The organism is Streptomyces sp. NPDC048411 (genome assembly GCF_040704695.1).
In the GTDB taxonomy this organism is placed as follows: domain Bacteria; phylum Actinomycetota; class Actinomycetes; order Streptomycetales; family Streptomycetaceae; genus Streptomyces.
This window is the reverse complement of the sequence record NZ_JBEZKL010000040.1, coordinates 1-16,799: the sequence shown is the minus strand read 5'-3', so window position 1 is coordinate 16,799 and position 16,799 is coordinate 1. Positions and strand designations below refer to the sequence as shown.

Annotated in this window: 15 protein-coding genes and 1 pseudogene; 10 read left to right on the top strand and 6 right to left on the bottom strand. The window is 70.6% G+C overall.

The genetic code is table 11. The annotated features are described in order from the left end of the window. Positions 1 to 213 precede the first annotated feature (213 nt). On the top strand, positions 214 to 2,424 hold the full coding sequence (locus tag AB0915_RS16610; protein ID WP_366691772.1) for a VCBS repeat-containing protein: 2,211 nt from the start codon (positions 214 to 216) through the stop codon (positions 2,422 to 2,424). A gap of 184 nt (positions 2,425 to 2,608) precedes the next feature. Here the strand turns inward: AB0915_RS16610 and AB0915_RS16605 are convergent, their stop codons facing one another. Further along, positions 2,609 to 2,887, bottom strand: a complete 279-nt coding sequence (locus AB0915_RS16605; RefSeq protein WP_366691820.1) for a hypothetical protein — start codon at positions 2,885 to 2,887, stop codon at positions 2,609 to 2,611. Here AB0915_RS16605 and AB0915_RS16600 point away from each other — a divergent pair. Then, a pseudogene (locus tag AB0915_RS16600) lies at positions 2,873 to 3,422 on the top strand (site-specific integrase); the annotation flags it as partial. The gene AB0915_RS16605 and the pseudogene AB0915_RS16600 overlap by 15 nt on opposite strands. 82 nt (positions 3,423 to 3,504) lie before the next feature. On the opposite strand, the gene AB0915_RS16595 reads toward AB0915_RS16600, so the two are convergent. Then, a complete protein-coding gene (locus tag AB0915_RS16595; protein WP_366691771.1) occupies positions 3,505 to 4,263 on the bottom strand; it encodes a phosphoglyceromutase in 759 nt (252 codons plus the stop codon). A gap of 206 nt (positions 4,264 to 4,469) precedes the next feature. Here AB0915_RS16595 and AB0915_RS16590 point away from each other — a divergent pair, with 206 nt between their 5' ends. Next, positions 4,470 to 5,777: an MFS transporter gene (locus AB0915_RS16590; protein ID WP_366691770.1), complete on the top strand. Its 1,308-nt coding sequence runs from the start codon at positions 4,470 to 4,472 to the stop codon at positions 5,775 to 5,777. A 150-nt stretch (positions 5,778 to 5,927) separates the two neighbouring features. Here the strand turns inward: AB0915_RS16590 and AB0915_RS16585 are convergent, their stop codons facing one another. Both AB0915_RS16585 and AB0915_RS16580 read right to left on the bottom strand, forming a co-directional pair. Further along, positions 5,928 to 6,713 (bottom strand): ABC transporter permease subunit, encoded by a 786-nt coding sequence (locus AB0915_RS16585; protein ID WP_366691769.1) that lies wholly within the window; start codon positions 6,711 to 6,713, stop codon positions 5,928 to 5,930. Next, complete coding sequence (locus AB0915_RS16580; RefSeq protein ID WP_366691768.1) at positions 6,710 to 7,651, bottom strand: ATP-binding cassette domain-containing protein; 942 nt, start codon at positions 7,649 to 7,651, stop codon at positions 6,710 to 6,712. Before AB0915_RS16580 ends, AB0915_RS16585 begins: the two co-directional genes overlap by 4 nt. A gap of 188 nt (positions 7,652 to 7,839) precedes the next feature. Between AB0915_RS16580 and AB0915_RS16575 the strand changes: the two genes are divergently transcribed. Together AB0915_RS16575 and AB0915_RS16570 are read left to right on the top strand one after the other, a co-directional pair. Further along, positions 7,840 to 9,054 carry a sensor histidine kinase gene (locus AB0915_RS16575; RefSeq protein ID WP_366691767.1) on the top strand — a complete coding sequence of 405 codons (1,215 nt, stop codon included), beginning with the start codon at positions 7,840 to 7,842 and terminating at the stop codon, positions 9,052 to 9,054. Next, a complete protein-coding gene (locus tag AB0915_RS16570) occupies positions 9,054 to 9,755 on the top strand; it encodes a response regulator transcription factor (RefSeq protein WP_366691766.1) in 702 nt (233 codons plus the stop codon). The genes AB0915_RS16575 and AB0915_RS16570 overlap by 1 nt, the downstream gene beginning before the upstream one ends. A gap of 537 nt (positions 9,756 to 10,292) precedes the next feature. Here AB0915_RS16570 and phoU read toward each other — a convergent pair. Continuing rightward, a complete protein-coding gene (gene phoU / locus AB0915_RS16565; RefSeq protein ID WP_358860341.1) occupies positions 10,293 to 10,970 on the bottom strand; it encodes a phosphate signaling complex protein PhoU in 678 nt (225 codons plus the stop codon). A 196-nt stretch (positions 10,971 to 11,166) separates the two neighbouring features. Here phoU and AB0915_RS16560 point away from each other — a divergent pair, with 196 nt between their 5' ends. Next, on the top strand, positions 11,167 to 12,438 hold the full coding sequence (locus AB0915_RS16560) for an ATP-binding protein (RefSeq protein WP_366691765.1): 1,272 nt from the start codon (positions 11,167 to 11,169) through the stop codon (positions 12,436 to 12,438). Next, complete coding sequence (locus AB0915_RS16555) at positions 12,435 to 13,115, top strand: response regulator transcription factor (RefSeq protein WP_030977814.1); 681 nt, start codon at positions 12,435 to 12,437, stop codon at positions 13,113 to 13,115. The genes AB0915_RS16560 and AB0915_RS16555 overlap by 4 nt, the downstream gene beginning before the upstream one ends. Before the next feature lie 93 nt (positions 13,116 to 13,208). On the opposite strand, the gene AB0915_RS16550 is transcribed toward AB0915_RS16555, so the two are convergent. Next, entirely contained in the window at positions 13,209 to 13,865 is a 657-nt protein-coding gene (locus AB0915_RS16550) for a DUF461 domain-containing protein (protein WP_366691764.1), read from the bottom strand. A gap of 611 nt (positions 13,866 to 14,476) precedes the next feature. Here AB0915_RS16550 and AB0915_RS16545 point away from each other — a divergent pair. From AB0915_RS16545 to ispF, 3 genes are all read left to right on the top strand, one after another. Next, the gene (locus tag AB0915_RS16545) at positions 14,477 to 14,959 is read left to right on the top strand and encodes a CarD family transcriptional regulator (RefSeq protein WP_006380568.1); all 483 of its coding nucleotides are present in this window, start codon (positions 14,477 to 14,479) and stop codon (positions 14,957 to 14,959) included. 290 nt (positions 14,960 to 15,249) lie between these two features. Beyond that, a complete protein-coding gene (gene ispD / locus AB0915_RS16540; protein WP_366691763.1) occupies positions 15,250 to 15,996 on the top strand; it encodes a 2-C-methyl-D-erythritol 4-phosphate cytidylyltransferase in 747 nt (248 codons plus the stop codon). Next, complete coding sequence (ispF, locus tag AB0915_RS16535) at positions 15,986 to 16,483, top strand: 2-C-methyl-D-erythritol 2,4-cyclodiphosphate synthase (protein WP_366691762.1); 498 nt, start codon at positions 15,986 to 15,988, stop codon at positions 16,481 to 16,483. The genes ispD and ispF overlap by 11 nt, the downstream gene beginning before the upstream one ends. The last annotated feature ends 316 nt before the right edge of the window (positions 16,484 to 16,799 follow it).

Here is a 16,799-nt window from a genome sequence, read left to right as displayed (position 1 = left end):
GTTCCTGGTGGCCTTCGGAGGGCCCAGAGAGGGCCCAGAGACCGGGCCCCGACTGCTGCCGGAAGGCCGCCGGAACAAGCAAGAGGAGCACGCCGGGCGGCGAGCCTCGGGGCATGGTGGACGGGAGCCAGGTTCTCGTACAACTTTTCGCTCCATCAGGAGTCACACAGGTGTGGCGCATGGTGCGCCTGGTGCTTTTAGGGAGAACTGAACGTGGTTCACACCCGCTCGACCCGGCGGCGGCTCCTCGCCGCCACCACTGCCGTTCTCGCCGTCACGCTCGGTGCTGGCGCGCTGTCCGTCCCGGCGAACGCCGCCACCACCACGTCGGACGCGGCGGCGATGGCTACGGCGGACGCGGCGAACACCGCCGCCGACGTCATCAGCTTTCCGAAGAACTCCAAGCTGACCGATGCCGGACTGACCGGCTTCCTGTCGCGGACCGAGGGAACGTTCGACAAGACCTGGACGCGGTACTCGAACGGTTCCTCGCAGGGCTACGGGTCGTCCAGAGCCGTCCTGCGGTCCTCGCGGACCACGGACTACCTGGTCTTTCCCATGCTCTACCAGGTCACGCTCCGGAACCTGAGCACGATGTCGGTGCTCGACGTACCCGTCGGATCGGCCTTCGGCGGTGCCGTGTACGCCGGGTCGGCGGCGAACGCGGTCTTCACGACGTCCTCGGACGGCAAGGTGCTGCGGAAGCACACGCACCCCTCGGAGGGGAACGGCACCGTGACCGTCACGGGTCTCCCGGCGGGTGCGAGCGGCATCGCAGTCGCCCCGGGCACCCCGGAGGACGCCTTGGTCACGTTCACCGTCGGCACGGTGGGGAAGTGGGGCCTGCTCGACCTCGCCACGGGCGTCGTCGACGAGATCCACGACCGTACGCCAGGCTCCTCCAACGGCGATGTCGCCGTCTCGGAGACGCACGTCGCCTGGACCGAGGGCGACGCCACCGACCAGCCGGCGGTGTTCCTCATGGAGCGGGCCACCGGCACCGTCCGCGAGGTCCCGGTCGAGGACGCGTGGGCCGGCGACCTCCAGATCGGCCTGGTCGGCGGCTGGGTGGTGTACGGCGAGGCGGGCGGCCTCTCCGACGGCGGTACGAACCCGCTGCACGCCCTCACCGCGTACGACCCGGCCACCGGGACGAAGGTGAAGCTGCTCGACCACCTCACCTCGTCCGCGGCCGCCCCCGACGGCCTGTACGTACGCGGAGGCACCCTCGCCCAGGGCGAGGGCCTCTACAAGATCGTGCCCGGTGCGGGCGGGGTGCCGTCCGTCACCCTGGTGGCGACCACCGGCGAGCCCACCCACGTCGTCATCACCGACAACACCGTCCCCGCCGTTGTCGACCTCGACAAGAACGGCGGGGAGGTGGACCTCACCTGGGGGCTGTCCCGGAGCAACGTCGACGTGCAGGTCACCCTGCGCCACGTCCGGACCGGGAAGACCCGCGAGTTCTCGACCAGCCACCCGTACGCCCCGAGCGTGACGTTCCACTGGGACGGTGAGATCGGACCGGACTACGCGAGCGCCTACAACGGTGACTACACCTGGCAGTTGACCGCCCGGCCGCTCAACGGCATCGGCCCGGCCGCGACCGCCTTCGGCACGTTCACCGTCGCCCGCAAGACCGCGCCGCACGACTTCGACGACAACGGCAGCCCGGACGTGCTCTCCCGCGACGGCTCCGGCCGCCTGTGGCGGAGCGACACCACTTTCTACGAGGAGCACGGCCAGTTGACGGCCCAGCCGCGCCAGCTGATCGGCGGCGGCTGGGACATCTACAACCGGATCGAGGCGACGGGGAACCTCGGCGGCTCGGCGTTCGGCGACCTCGTGGCCCGGGACAAGGCCGGCGTGCTGTGGCTCTACCAGGGGACGGGCCGCGGCGGCTTCGCCACCCGGGCGAAGGTCGGCGCGGGCTGGCAGATCTACGACAAGATCGCGGGCGGCAGCGACCTGAACGGGGACGGGCGTCCCGACCTGCTCGCCACCGACACCGCCGGGGTGCTCTGGCTCTACAAGGGCACCGGCTCCGCCACCACCCCGTTCGCCGCGCGGACGAAGATCGGCGCGGGCTGGGGGATCTACAACGAGCTCGCGGCCGTCGGCAACATCGCGGGCGCCCCGGCGGGCGACCTCCTCGCCCGGGACAAGGCCGGTGTCCTCTGGCTGTACCTGGGCAAGGGCGACGGGACCTTCGCGCCGCGTACGAAGGTCGGCGCCGGCTGGAACGAGTACGGCCAGCTCGCCGGCATCGGCGACGGCGACCGCGACGGCCGCCCCGACCTCCTCGCCTTCAGCGCGGCGTCGCAGTACCTCTACGGGGGTACGGGAAGCGTGAGCGCTCCCTTGCGGCGCAGGCAGCTCGCGTCCCTGCCGTACGTGAACGACCGGGGCAACCTCATCGCCTGACAGCCCCGACCGCCCTGGCCGCGCCCCCGCTCCGGGGCGCGGTCGGGGCGGGACCGCGTCCGTATCGCGAGACATCCCCCGCCCCGGGGAATGTCAGCCACAATCGTCCGCTCCGCGGGCGTACAACGCCCGTACTCGGGAACCGGGGGACGGACGGAGAACCGCCAGGCGGGGTCTTCCTCGCCTATGCCCGTGGCCGTGGCCGCACGTTGACCGACTCGATCAGCTGCCGCACCGACTTCAGGAGGCTCTCGCCCTTGCGCTTCTTCTCGCGCTTGAATGAAGGACGCAGCAACTCCGCGCCCCTGAAGGCCAGATCGGCCTCGAACTCCTTGGAGGCGAAGTCCTTGCCCGCGATCACCAGCAGGCTTGGCCGGTCGGTGGCCAGGTGCGGTTCGCGGTCCAGCATCGCCGACAGCACCTCCCGCTCGTCCAGCCTCGGGTTCGGGCGGACACCGTGCACGTCGTCCAGCAACTCAAGCTGAGCCGCAGCAAGCCCGTGTTCGCCCCGCCCAAGGGCGGCAAGCTCAGGGACGTACTCCTACCGGGTCCGGTAGCGGATGCTCTACGCGCTCACATGAAGCAGTTCCCGCCCGGTGGACATCACACTGCCGTGGAAGACGGCGAACGGGCCGCTCGTGACGAAACGACTTCTCTTCACGGCGCCCCTGGGCAACCACGTCTGGCGGAACATGTTCAACACCGACCAGTGGAAGCCCGCCCTCGTTGTTGCAGGCGTCATCCCCGAGCGGGAGGCAGGCGCGAAGAGCCACGTGGCGGCCCGCGAGCACGGAATGCATGCCCTGTGACACTTCTACGCCTCGGTCTTGCTGGACGCCGGGGAGAACATCAAGGCATTGGCGGAGTACCTGGGCCACTCTGACCCGGGCCTGACGCTGCGGGTGCACGCCCACTTGATGCCGACCAGCCGCGAGCGCACGCGGAAGGCCATCGTCTCGATCTACCCAGGGCCCAAGACGCCTCCCGAGACACCCTGACGGCCCACAGACGGCCCCAGAACAACGACAAGCCCCCTGTCGGCGGAGAAACCGCAGGCAGGGGGCTTGATCACGTGTGAAGCTACTTCTTGCCCTGGTTCTTCACGGCCTCGATGGCGGCCTTCGCCGCGTCCGGGTCGAGGTACGTGCCGCCCGGCTTCAGCGGGCGGAAGTCAGCATCCAGCTCGTAGGCGAGCGGGATGCCGGTCGGGATGTTCAGGCCCGTGATGTCGGCGTCCGAGATGCCGTCGAGGTGCTTGACCAGGCCACGCAGGCTGTTGCCGTGGGCGGCGACCAGGACCGTGCGGCCGGCCAGCAGGTCCGGGACGATGCCGTCGTACCAGTACGGCAGCATGCGCTCGACGACGTCCTTGAGGCACTCGGTGCGCGGACGCAGCTCACGCGGGATCGACGCGTAGCGCGGGTCGTCGCTCTGCGAGAACGCGGCGCCGTCCTCGAGGACGGGCGGCGGGGTGTCGTACGAGCGGCGCCACTGCATGAACTGCTCCTCGCCGAACTCGGCCAGGGTCTGCGCCTTGTCCTTGCCCTGCAGGGCGCCGTAGTGGCGCTCGTTCAGGCGCCAGGAGCGGTGGACCGGGATCCAATGGCGGTCGGCGGCCTCCAGCGCGAGCTGCGCGGTGCGGATGGCGCGCTTCTGGAGGGAGGTGTGCAGGACATCGGGGAGCAGACCGGCGTCCTTGAGCAGCTCACCGCCGCGGACTGCCTCCTTCTCGCCCTTCTCGGTGAGGTTGACGTCCACCCAACCGGTGAACAGGTTCTTCGCGTTCCATTCGCTCTCGCCGTGGCGGAGGAGGATCAGCTTGTACGGTGCGTCGGCCATGAGTCCGAGCGTAATCGAACCCGTGCGGGCTTCGCGCAGCCGGTCACAGGGCGGACAGGGGGCGTGGGAGTGGCGGGTGGGGCGGCTTCGATTGACGGCAGCCGTCAAACGAGTGGCGGTCCGGAAGCAGAGGTTCGTAATGTCCTTATAGCCATCGGGCCACTTACCGCTCGAACCCGTTCCGTACGTCCCCGGGGGGAACCGTTATGTCTGTCGCCGGTCTCAGACGGGCCGCACGCGAGTCCGTGTCCGGTCTCCCCAGGGAGTTCTGGTGGCTGTGGACCAGCACCCTGGTCAACCGCCTCGGGGCGTTCGTCGCCACCTTCATGGCCCTCTACCTGACCCTGGACCGGGGCTACTCCGCCTCGTACGCGGGGCTTGTCGTCGCGCTGCACGGGCTCGGCGGGGTCGTCTCCTCGCTCGGCGCGGGGGTGATGACGGACCGGCTCGGGCGGCGGCCCACCATGCTGATCGCGCAGAGTTCGACCGCCGCGTCGGTCGCGTTGCTCGGGTTCATGGTCCACCCGGTCGCGATCGCCGCGGTCGCTTTCCTCGTCGGCATGACGAGCAACGCGTCCCGGCCCGCCGTGCAGGCGATGATGGCCGACATCGTCCGGCCCGAGGACCGGGTGCGCGCGTTCTCGCTGAACTACTGGGCGATCAACCTGGGCTTCGCGGTGTCGTCCGCGGGTGCGGGGTTCATCGCTGAGTACAGCTACCGGGCCGGGTTCATGGCCGAGGCCGCGATGACGCTGTTCTGCGCGCTCGTCGTCTTCCTGAAGGTGCCGGAGTCCCGGCCGGAGCGGACACCGAGGATCGCGAAGGGCGCGGCGGCCGAGCCCGAGGTCCGGCTCTCCACCGTGCTGCGCGACGGCCGCTTCATGAGCGTCGTCGGACTGTCGTTCGTGGTCGCGCTGATCTTCCAGCAGGGGTACGTGGGGCTGCCGGTGGCGATGGGTACGGACGGGCTCTCCAGCTCCGACTTCGGCACCGCGATCGCCGTCAACGGTGTGCTGATCGTGGCGCTCCAGATCCCCGCCACCCGCTTCATCCAGAAGCGCGACCCGCGCCGCCTGCTGGTCGTGTCGTCGTTGCTGGCGGGGTACGGATTCGGGCTGACCGCGTTCGCCGGGTCGGTCGCCGTGTACGCGCTGACGATCTGTGTCTGGACGGTCGGCGAGATCATCAACGCACCGGTCCAGAGCAGCCTGGTCGTCCGCCTCTCCCCGGCCCACGGCAGAGGCCGCTACCAAGGCATGTACACGCTGTCGTGGTCGGCGGCCGCGCTGGTCGCTCCGCTGATGTCCGGTCTGGTGATCGACCACTACGGGGCGACGTGGCTGTGGGGGATGTGCGGGGTGCTCGGGACGGTCGCGGCGCTCGGGTACTGGGTGCTCATGCGCGGGCTTCCGGCGGAGGAGAAGGTGACCGAGGTGGTGACGGTGACGGCTGCGGAGGCCGAGCCGGACACGTCCTCGGGAGCCCCGCAGGGTGCGGTGGAGCGCGCGGTCTGACGGGGGTGGGGCGAGCTGCGCGGAGGGCTTGGATCACGGGAGCCCGGCCCGGGTACGGGGAGCCCGCACGGCCGGCAGCCCCCGACCCCCGTTGGCAGCCCGCCGCGCGGTGCTTGCCCGCGTCCAGGGGCAGGACCGGCAAGACGCCTGTCAGGCGTCGCGACGCTTCACCATGACCGCCGCCAGGCCCCCGAGGACCGCGAGGTACACCCCGCAGACGGCGAAGGCGAGCCCCGCGGAGTGGGAGTCCGGGCCAGGGCGCGCCACCGTGCCGCTGAGCGCTTCGAAGGCCGACTGCAGCGTCCATGTGCCGGGCGTCGTACTCCAGTTGTCGAGCGTGGAGGCGAGCATGGGAAGGATGAAGAACAGGCCGAACAGGGTGGTGATCGCGCCTGCCTGGCTGCGCAGGATCGCCCCGAGGGCCAGCCCCAGCAGTGCCATGACGCAGAGGAACAGACCAGTGGATGCCACCGCCCGGAACACGCCCGGGTCGGCGAGCCCCATCGCGAGGTGCCTGCCGGACAGCGCGCTGCGGCCGAGGAGATAGGTGGTGAAGGCGAGCATTTCCCCCACCGCCAGGGTGAGCGCGCCGGTGATGACGGCTTTCGCCGTCAGGACGGCGCCACGGTGCGGGGTGGCGGTGAAGGTGGTGCGGATCAGGCCGCTGCTGTACTCCGAGCCGGTCGCCAGGACACCGAGCGTGCCGAGGGCGAGGACGGCGAAGTAGAACCCGCCGCTGAAGCCGTAGCGGACCGGGTCGACGCGGGCCCGTTCCGGGGCGGTCATGGTGTCCCAACTGCCGTCCAGGGAATGGTAGTCGAGGATGCCGACGACCGTCGCCGCAGCCATCGCGACGAGCAGGGTCAGGTAGGTGGAGCGGACGCTGCGGAGCTTGATCCACTCGGAGGTGAGCAGGCCTGGGCCGAGGGGTGTCACTGGTGCTGGTCCTTTCGGCGGGAGGTGCCGGCGGTGGCGCCGGCCCGGTACTGCACGCTGTCGGCGGTGATGTCCATGAAGGCCTCCTCCAACGAGGCCTGCCGGGTGGACAGTTCGTGGATCGTCAGGCGGTTGGCGGCCGCCAGGTCGCCGATGTCCTGGGGCTGAAGTCCGGCCACGGCCAGGACGCCGTCCGGTTCCGGGATGACCTGGGCGCCGTGGGTGGTGAGCAGCCTGGTCAGCGCGGCGCTGTCGGCCGTGCGCACCAGGACCGCGCCGCGCGCGCTGCCGCGGATGAACTCTTCGGTGCTGGTGTCGATGATCAGCCTGCCCCCGCCGACGATGACGAGGTGGTCGGCGGTGAGCGCCATCTCGCTCATCAGGTGGCTGGAGACGAACACCGTGCGCCCTTCGGCGGCGAGCGATCTCATGAGGGTGCGAATCCACAGGATGCCCTCCGGGTCCAGGCCGTTGACCGGCTCGTCGAACATCAGCACCGGCGGGTCGCCGAGCAGTGCCACGGCGATGCCCAGACGCTGCTTCATGCCCAGCGAGAACCCGCCCACCCGGCGGCGGCCCACGTCGGCCAGCCCGGTCATTTCGAGGACCTCGCCGACCCGCCGGGCGGGGATGTCGTTGCTCGCCGCGATACTCGCCAGATGGGCACGGGCGCTGCGCCCCCGGTGCACGGCGTGCGCGTCGAGCAGCGCGCCGACCTCACGCAGCGGCCGGGCCAGCGAACGGTAGGGGCGGCCACCCACCAGGGCCAGCCCGGCGGTGGGCGCGTCCAGGCCCAGGATCATCCGCATCGTGGTGGACTTCCCCGCCCCGTTCGGGCCGAGGAAGCCGGTCACCCGTCCCGGACCGGCCTCGAACGTGAGGTCGTCCACGGCAGTGGTGGACCCGTAGCGCTTGACCAGCCCTTCGACCTCGATCATGAACACTCCTTCGCTCCGCGAGCGGTGACCGGCAGCTGTTTGCTTGCCGCTCCCCACCGTGCCGTTCCGGCCACCGCCGGGCCTCTGGCCACGGTCGGAGATCCATCGCGTCCGCCGGGCCGTCTACGACCAGGGGCGTATGCCCGCGGGCGGAGGGCGTGCGAGCGGGCCGTCGCTACGCTGGGGCGATGCCCAACGCGCCGCATCCGCCGCTGACGAAGAGGCTGCGCCCCGGCCACTGGACCGTCCTGGACGCCCTCACCGGAGCGCTGCTGACGTACGTCGCATGGCAGGGCGCACGGGACACCTACCGCGTCTTCGACCCACACCACCGGGGGTATCCCCGGCCCACTGCGGCCATGTTCGTCGTCGCGCTGGCCGCCACAGTGGTCGTGGGGGTGTCCGTGGCGCTGCGCCGCCGCTTCCCGCTGTCCGTCTGTGCCGCCGTGTTCGCGTGCTGGACCGTGGTCGTCGCCGTCCTCGGCCAGACATCCATGGCCCGCGTGGTCGGCACCCAGATCGTGGTGGCCTCCGCACTGCTGCTCTACCTCGTCGCGGCCACCCGCAACCGCCGGACCGCTCTGCTGGCACTGGGCGCGGGTCTGGCGGGCGTGGCCGCCGCCCGTTTCGGATCCGGCGAGCTGCGGCACAACATCCCCATCGCGCTGGCCGCCCAGACCACCTTCTGGGCGGTCGGATACGCCGTCGGACGGCACCGCGCCTATGCGGCCGAGCTGCGTGCGTATCAGGCCCGCGACGCATTGACGGAGCGGACCCGGGAGCGGCTGCGGCTGGCCCGGGAGCTGCACGACGTGATCGCGCACAGCATGAGTGTGGTGACCGTGCAGGCCGGGTACGGCCACTTCGTGATCGACGACCACCCGCAGGAGGCCAAGGCGGCGCTGACCACGATCCAGGCGGTCGGCAGGGACACCCTGCGAGAACTGAGCGGGCTGCTCTCCGTGCTCCGCGAGGGCGGCACCGACGACTGCCTGCCGGTGCTGCCCGCCCCCAGGCTCGGCGAGCTGGGCCGGCTGATCACCCGGACGGCCGAGGCAGGCGTCAAGGCCGACCTGCGGGTCCTCGGCCGACGGCGTGAGCTGCCCCCGGGGATCGAACTGTCCGCCTACCGGATCGTCCAGGAGGCGCTGACCAATGTCGTGAAGCACGCCGGCACCGGGGAGTGCCAAGTCACCGTCGGATACCAGGAGAGCGAACTCACGGTGGAGGTCGTCGATGACGGCGCGGGCGCGGCTGCCCCGAGCCGGAACGGGCAGGGCCTGGCCGGGATGCGTGAGCGGGTGGGCCTGTACGGCGGGGAGTTCAGCGCCGGGCCGCTGCCGGGGCGGGGATTCAGGGTGGCCGCACGGCTGCCCATGGCCGGAGCCGAAGGGAACGCCTGATGGTCGTCCGCGTCGTGGTCGCCGACGACCAGACCCTCGTCCGCACGGGCTTCAAGGGCATCGTCTCCGCCGCACCGGGCTTCACCGTGGTCGGCGAGGCCGGCACCGGCCTGGCCGCAGTCGAACTCGCCCGGCGGGAGCGGCCCGACGTCGTCCTGATGGACATCCGCATGCCCGACATGGACGGGCTGGAGGCCACCCGCCTCATCACCGGCAAAGCCGGCCGCACGGCCGCCGCCCCCGGCGTGCGGGTGCTGATGCTCACGACCTTCGGCATGGACGAGTACATCTTCGCCGCGCTGCGCGGCGGCGCCAGCGGCTTCCTCCTCAAGGACGCCCCCGCCGACGAACTCCTCACCGCGATCCGGGTCGTCGCTTCCGGCGAGGCACTGCTCGCACCTCAGGTCACCCGCCGGCTCATCGAGGAGTTCGCCGACCGGCCCGCCTCAACGGGCACGGCAGCACCGGCATCAGCGCCTCCCGGCCGGGAGGAGAACCTACGAGGCGTCAGCCCACGCGAGCGCGAAGTGCTCACCCTGATCGGCCAGGGCCTCACCAACACGGAGATCGCGACCCGGCTGCACATCACCCCCGGTACCACCAAGACGCACGTCGGGAACCTGCTGACCAAACTCGACGCACGCGACCGCGTCCAACTCGTCATCACCGCCTACCGGGCCGGACTGGTCACCCCGCGCTGAACACGGTTGTCAGCTGCCGAAGCCGGCTGCGTGGATGACCGGAGCCGGCTGCCCGCGGGGGCGGCGGTGCTGCCGTCGGCCACGCGGTGGCCCGTATCCGCCGCGCCCCGGAGCCCGTCATCGCCTGAAACGGCACTGCCTGAAACGCATGGGACCGGCGCCCCGCACGGGGCGCCGGTCCCATGGCGTCCGGTCAGCCGGAGCAGCCGCCGCACTGGCACGGTGCGCCCGACTGGCAGCCGCACCCGCAGCCCGATCCGCAGCCACAGGCACCGAGCACCGTCAGATGGACCACTTCAGCGGGTGTCTCCCGCTGTGGGTCGGTCATGGGGGAGTCGGCCATCGTTCCTCCTCAAGGACGTACATCCAGGCGTACGGCAGGGCCGTACGACCGACAGCGACGTACGACCGGGGCGTACCACCAGGCGTACCGCCTGCCGCCCCACCCCATTCATGCCCACTCCGGCTGCCCCATCAACGGCGCACAGACGGCGCATCCAAGGCACACCCGCGCAAAACGCGCCGTCCCCCTACCCGTTACGCGCCCTCTACCGACGCCGCATTCTGGATGTCGTCCGCGTGTTCACCCGTCACCAGATAGACGACCCGCTTGGCGACCGACACCGCGTGGTCGGCGAAGCGCTCGTAGTAACGGCCGAGCAGCGTCACGTCGACGGCGGTCTCTATGCCGTGCTTCCAGCGGTCGTCCATCAGGTGCTGGAACAGCGTGCGGTGCAGCAGGTCCATCTCGTCGTCGTCCTGCTCCAGCTGGAGCGCCAGGTCGACGTCCTTCGTGATGATCACCTCGGCGGCCTTGGCCATCAGGCGCTGCGCCAGCTGCCCCATCTCCAGAATGGTGGCGTGCAGGTCGTTCGGCACCGCCGACTGCGGGAAGCGCAGCCGGGCCAGCTTCGCCACGTGCTGGGCCAGGTCGCCCGAGCGCTCCAGGTCGGCACTCATCCGCAGCGAGGTGACCACGATCCGCAGATCGGTCGCCACGGGCTGCTGGCGCGCGAGGAGGGCGATCGCCCGCGCCTCCAGGTCGTGCTGGAGGTCGTCGACCTTCTGGTCCGCGGCGATCACGCTCTCCGCGAGCTTGAGGTCGGCGTCGAGCATGGACGTCGTCGCCCGGCCGATCGCCGATCCGACCAGCCGGGCCATCTCGACCAGGCCCTCTCCGATCGAGTCGAGTTCCTCGTGGTAAGCGTCACGCATGGAAGTCCCTCTCCAGTCCTCACTAAGGCCGGGGCCAGATCTGGACCCCACGCTCTCACCCTGTGGGGCGTACGCGTCCGGATCCGGCCGACCAAGTGAACCGGCCCTTGCCCCTCGGTGAACTCTGGGCGACGAGTGTTCGAGTACGCCCTCGGATGGCTGGGAGAGCGCTGCCGCACCCGCTTAACCTTGACGTATGGACGTGAACGCGGCGGTCGCCGCAGCTGCAGCGATCGCCGGGTTGTGTACCGGCGTGATCGCCATGCTGGCGTTCCGCTGGAGCGAGCGCGACCTGAAGAGACCCACGCGCACGTCCCTGCGGCCCGACAGCAACGGTGCACTGCCCCCCGGGGTCGACACGGTGCTCTCCGTGCTCTCCTCCTCCGCGGTCGTGCTCGACGAGAGCGACAGTGTCGTCAAGGCCAGCTCCGCCGCGTACGCGCTGGGACTGGTCAGGGGCGGCCGGCTGGCCGTCGAACCCATGCTGCACATGGCCAGGGACACCCGCCGGGACGGGGAGATACGGCAGGTCGAGCTGGACCTCCCCCGGCGCGGTACGGGCCGGGGCGAGGCTCTCGCAGTCTCGGCACGGGTCGCCCCGCTGGGCTCCCGGCTGGTGCTTCTGCTGGTCGAGGACCTCACCGAGGCCCGCCGTATCGAAGCGGTACGACGCGACTTCGTCGCCAACGTCAGCCATGAGCTCAAGACCCCGGTGGGTGCGCTCTCGCTGCTCTCCGAAGCCGTCATGGACGCGTCCGACGATCCGGAGGCGGTCGAGCGGTTCGCGGGCCGGATGCAGATCGAGGCGACCCGGCTGACCAACCTCGTGCAGGAAATCATCGACCTCTCCCGGGTTCAGAACGACGACCCGCTGGAGGACGCCGAGCCGGTCCGGGTCGACGAACTGGTCGCCGAGGCCATCGACCGCTGCCGGCAGCAGGCCGGCGCGAAACAGATCACCATGGCCGCCGGCGGCACCGCGGCGCTCCGGATCTGGGGCAACCGCGGCCAGCTCGCCGCGGCGCTCGGCAATCTCGTGGAGAACGCCGTCAACTACAGCCCCGCCCGCACCCGCGTCGGCATCGCCGCGAGGCGCCTGGCCGTACCGGGCGGGGACCAGATCGAGATAGCCGTGACCGACCAGGGCATCGGCATCTCGGAGAAGGACCGCGAGCGGGTCTTCGAACGCTTCTACCGCGTCGATCCGGCCCGCTCACGGGCCACTGGTGGCACCGGTCTCGGCCTCGCCATCGTCAAACATGTGGCCGCCTCGCACGGCGGGGAGGTCACGGTCTGGAGCTCGGAGGGACAGGGCTCCACCTTCACCCTGCGGCTGCCCGAAGCGGGTTCCGTACGGGACCGAGACCGCACATCGGGCGGACCGCTCATCGTCAACGGTGACGACGGGACCTACCGGACCGCCGACCCCGACACTCTCGAACCAACTGCCCCGGAGGTCCTTCCGTGACCCGAGTGCTTGTCGTCGAGGATGAGGAATCCTTCAGCGACGCCCTGTCCTACATGCTCCGCAAGGAAGGCTTCGAGGTCGCGATCGCGGCCACGGGCCCCGACGGGCTCGACGAGTTCGAGCGCAACGGCGCCGACCTCGTCCTCCTCGACCTGATGCTGCCGGGCCTGCCCGGCACCGAGGTCTGCCGCCAGCTGCGCAGCAGGTCCAACGTCCCCGTGATCATGGTCACGGCCAAGGACAGCGAGATCGACAAGGTCGTCGGCCTGGAAATAGGAGCCGACGACTACGTGACCAAGCCGTTCTCCTCGCGGGAGCTCGTCGCCCGCATCCGCGCGGTGCTGCGCCGCCGCGGGGAGCCGGAGGAGGTCACCCCGGCCGCCCTGGAGGCGGGCCCGGTCCGGATGGACGTGGACCGCCACGTCGTCACGGTCTCCGGTGGCAAGGTCGACCTCCCGCTCAAGGAGTTCGACCTGCTGGAGATGCTGCTGCGGAACGCGGGCCGGGTGCTGACCCGGATGCAGCTGATCGACCGCGTCTGGGGCGCGGACTACGTGGGCGACACCAAGACCCTCGACGTCCACGTCAAGCGCCTGCGTGCCAAGATCGAGCCCGACCCGGGGGCGCCGCGCTTCCTGGTGACGGTGCGCGGCCTGGGCTACAAGTTCGAGCCGTAAACCCGGGTCCGTACGGCAGGCGGCCGGGCGGATCACATACGACGGAGGCGCCTCCCGCCCGGGAGGCGCCTCCGTCGTGCGGATCCGCGGACGTCAGCCGGCCGACTGCGAAGCCGACGCGGCGTCCGTCGGGCCTGCCGCGCCGCTCGCCGACTCGGACGGGCTGCCCGACGGCGCGCCCGGCGTCGCGGACCCGGACGGCGTCGTCGCGGGCGTCTCGGACGGCACCGCCGGCAGCGAGCTCGGGCCGAAGCCCGTGAAGTAGCTGGTGGCCGGGACGACGAACACGCCGAGCGGGACGTCGCCGGTCCTGCTGAACTTGAAGACGACCGACTGCACGTTGCCGTTCCGCGCGGCCTCGCGGCCGTTCTCGATCACGGCGGCGGCATTGCCCTTGCCGCCGAGGACGACCTTGCCCCCGGCCGGGACGACGATCGGTCCCGCACCCTTGGCGGCGTGCAGCTGCACCGTCGCGCTGGTGCCGGGCAGGGTGATCGCGTCCAGCGTCTGCTGTGCTGCACCGTTGTTGAACAGCGTCGCGGTGACGACGGCCGGACCGGCGGCGTTGCGCTCGGGCTGGGTGATGACGTTCGCGTTCTGGATCCGGATGTCACCGATGGTGGTGGCAGCGCTGTCCGGCTTGATCCCGAGCGTCTGCGCGTCATTGCCGGCACCACACGCGGAAAGTGCACCGATCGAGATCACGATGGCAGTGGCGGCAAGGGCGCCGCGTCGAAGGCTGCGGCTCACGGCTGCGGCAACTCCTTGAACGTACGGACTTCACGGACTGGAGGGGCGAGCGACGTAAAGCCGCCCTAAGGGTGTGTCAGCGGGCTTAGGTTACCGAGCCGTCGTCCCCGCCCCGCACCCGACCCGCCCCTACCGCCCCCCGGGCATCACGAGCCGTGTCCGCGGTCGGGCCACCGACCCGGCGGTATGCCGCCCCGCCCCCGCGATTCGTGTGCTGTTCACATAACAGGCTTGATCAATTCCTCGGACCGTGGCGCATTCCTTGCGCATAATCTCCGCAACCCCTGCCGTTGATCAATTCCATTGGTCATCGGCACTTACGTCCGTGCGGGTGATCGGTCTCCGAACGGAGTACGGAAAGTTCACCATCTGGAATCCGGCAAACCGGGACGTTCGGTCACTTCGGAGGGGGTTCGGGCGTGTGTGGCGCGGGTGTTTCACCCTGCCCGTACAGCCGCTCCGACCTGCGAATACCACCTTCCCGAAGCCTTCCGCAGCACGTCCGCGTTGCTGTTGTCAAGCCCCGAGATATGCCCTGACCTGCGAAAACGCCATTCAGGAGAAGCTGTTCTCGTGTTACTCTTGATAGCCACGGAAGGGGTACCTGTCACATGACGTTCAAGGTTGGCGACACCGTGGTCTATCCCCATCACGGGGCCGCGCTGATCGAGGCTATCGAAACTCGCCAGATCAAAGGCGTGGACAAGACCTACTTGGTGCTCAAGGTCGCCCAGGGTGACTTGACGGTTCGTGTCCCGGCGGACAATGCGGAGTTCGTGGGCGTGCGCGACGTAGTCGGGCAGGAAGGCCTGGACCGGGTCTTCGAGGTGCTGCGCGCACCGTATGCCGAAGAGCCGACGAACTGGTCCCGGCGCTACAAGGCAAATCTGGAGAAGCTCGCCTCCGGCGACGTCATCAAGGTCGCCGAAGTCGTTCGCGACCTGTGGCGTCGTGAGCGTGAGCGCGGACTCTCCGCAGGTGAGAAGCGGATGCTCGCCAAGGCTCGCCAGATCCTGGTGAGTGAGCTCGCTCTCGCGGAGAACACGAACGAAGACAAGGCCGAGGCTCTGCTCGACGAGGTCCTCGCGTCCTGACCCGGATCGCACCGGTCGTAAATAAATGTGCCGCGGTGCCCGCTGACCAGCCGTATTCACGGTGTGTCGTCGGGCGCTGCGGCATGTCCGGATTCGGATCCGGCTATCCCATCGATACTTTGCTCGCGATCTTGCAAGGCCGACCCCGAGCAGCCGCTGCGGTCTGCCCCAACTCGACCGGGTGTCACGGAAAGGGTCCCGGCCGAGTCAAGGCGTCGCGCCCGGCTCGCTTGTGGCCATACCCATGTCGGCCGTGGAAACAAACATGCTGATGCTTCGGAGTGCAACCGATGTCTGATCAATCGCGTCCGTACCGCACCGCCGCGGTGATTCCCGCCGCCGGCCGAGGCGTACGGCTCGGCCCGGGCGCCCCCAAGGCGCTCCGTGCGCTGAGCGGCACGCCCATGCTCATCCACGCGGTACGGGCCATGGCGGCGTCCCGGTCCGTCTCCCTCGTCGTCGTCGTCGCCCCGCCGGACGGCGCGCCCGAGGTCAAGAACCTGCTGGACGAACACGCCCTGCCCGAGCGCACCGACTACCTCGTCGTGCCGGGCGGTGACACCCGCCAGGAATCGGTCGGCCTCGGCCTCGCCGCGCTCCCCGAGGACATCTCCGCCGTCCTCGTCCACGACGCGGCACGCCCGCTGGTGCCGGTCGACACCGTGGACGCGGTGATCGAGGCCGTGCGCGACGGTGCACCCGCCGTCGTCCCCGCGCTGCCGCTCGCCGACACCGTCAAGGAGGTCGAGCCCGGCGCGCCCGGCGACCCGGAGCCCGTGCTCGGCACGCCCGTACGGGCCAGGCTGCGCGCCGTGCAGACCCCGCAGGGCTTCGACCGGGACACCCTGGTCCGCGCTCACGAGACCGCCGCCGTCGACGGCGAGGGTGCCACCGACGACGCGGGCATGGTCGAACAGCTCGGGGCGCCCGTCGTGGTCGTACCCGGGCACGAAGAGGCATTCAAGGTGACCCGGCCGCTCGACCTGGTGCTGGCCGAGGCGGTTCTCGCACGCAGGAGGGCGAACGATGGGTTCTGAGCACGCGCCGGTGATTCCGCAGGTCGGCATCGGCACGGACATCCACGCCTTCGAGGAGGGCCGCGAGCTGTGGTGCGCGGGCCTGCTCTGGGAGGACGAGGGCCCCGGTCTCGCCGGCCACTCCGACGCCGACGTCGTGGCGCACGCCGCCTGCAACGCGCTGTTCTCGGCCGCCGGGCTCGGTGACCTGGGACAGCACTTCGGGACGGGGCGCCCCGAGTGGTCCGGCGCCGCGGGCGTCACGCTGCTGACCGAGGCGGCGCGGATCGTACGGGCCGAGGGGTTCGAGATCGGGAACGTCGCCGTACAGGTCATCGGCGTACGACCGAAGATCGGCAAGCGGCGCGACGAGGCGCAGAAGGTGCTGTCGGCGGCGGTGGGCGCCCCGGTCTCGCTCTCCGCCGCCACATCGGACGGGCTCGGATTCACCGGCCGTGCGGAGGGGCTCGCGGGGCTCGCGACGGCGCTGGTCTACCGGGCGGGCTGACCGGGTGCGGCGCCCGGGTCCGGGGTGGGGGGTTGCCCCGGCGGGCGGTGCGGTTCTCGTCCCCGGGTCCGGGGTGGGGGGTCGCCCTGGCGGGCGGTGCGGTTCTCGTCCCCGGGTCCGGGGTGAGGGGTCGCCCTGGCGGGCGGTGCGGTTCTCGTCCCCGGGTCCGGGGTGACCGGTTCCGTCCTCAATCGCCGGACGGGCTGGATTTTCGGTGCCGTGCCCCGGGGGTGCCGCCGCGTCCGCCGGGTGGTGGGGTGGGTGGGGCCCCTCCGGGGCGTCTCCTCGGGACTGGCGCGGAAGCCGGCAACGCGGA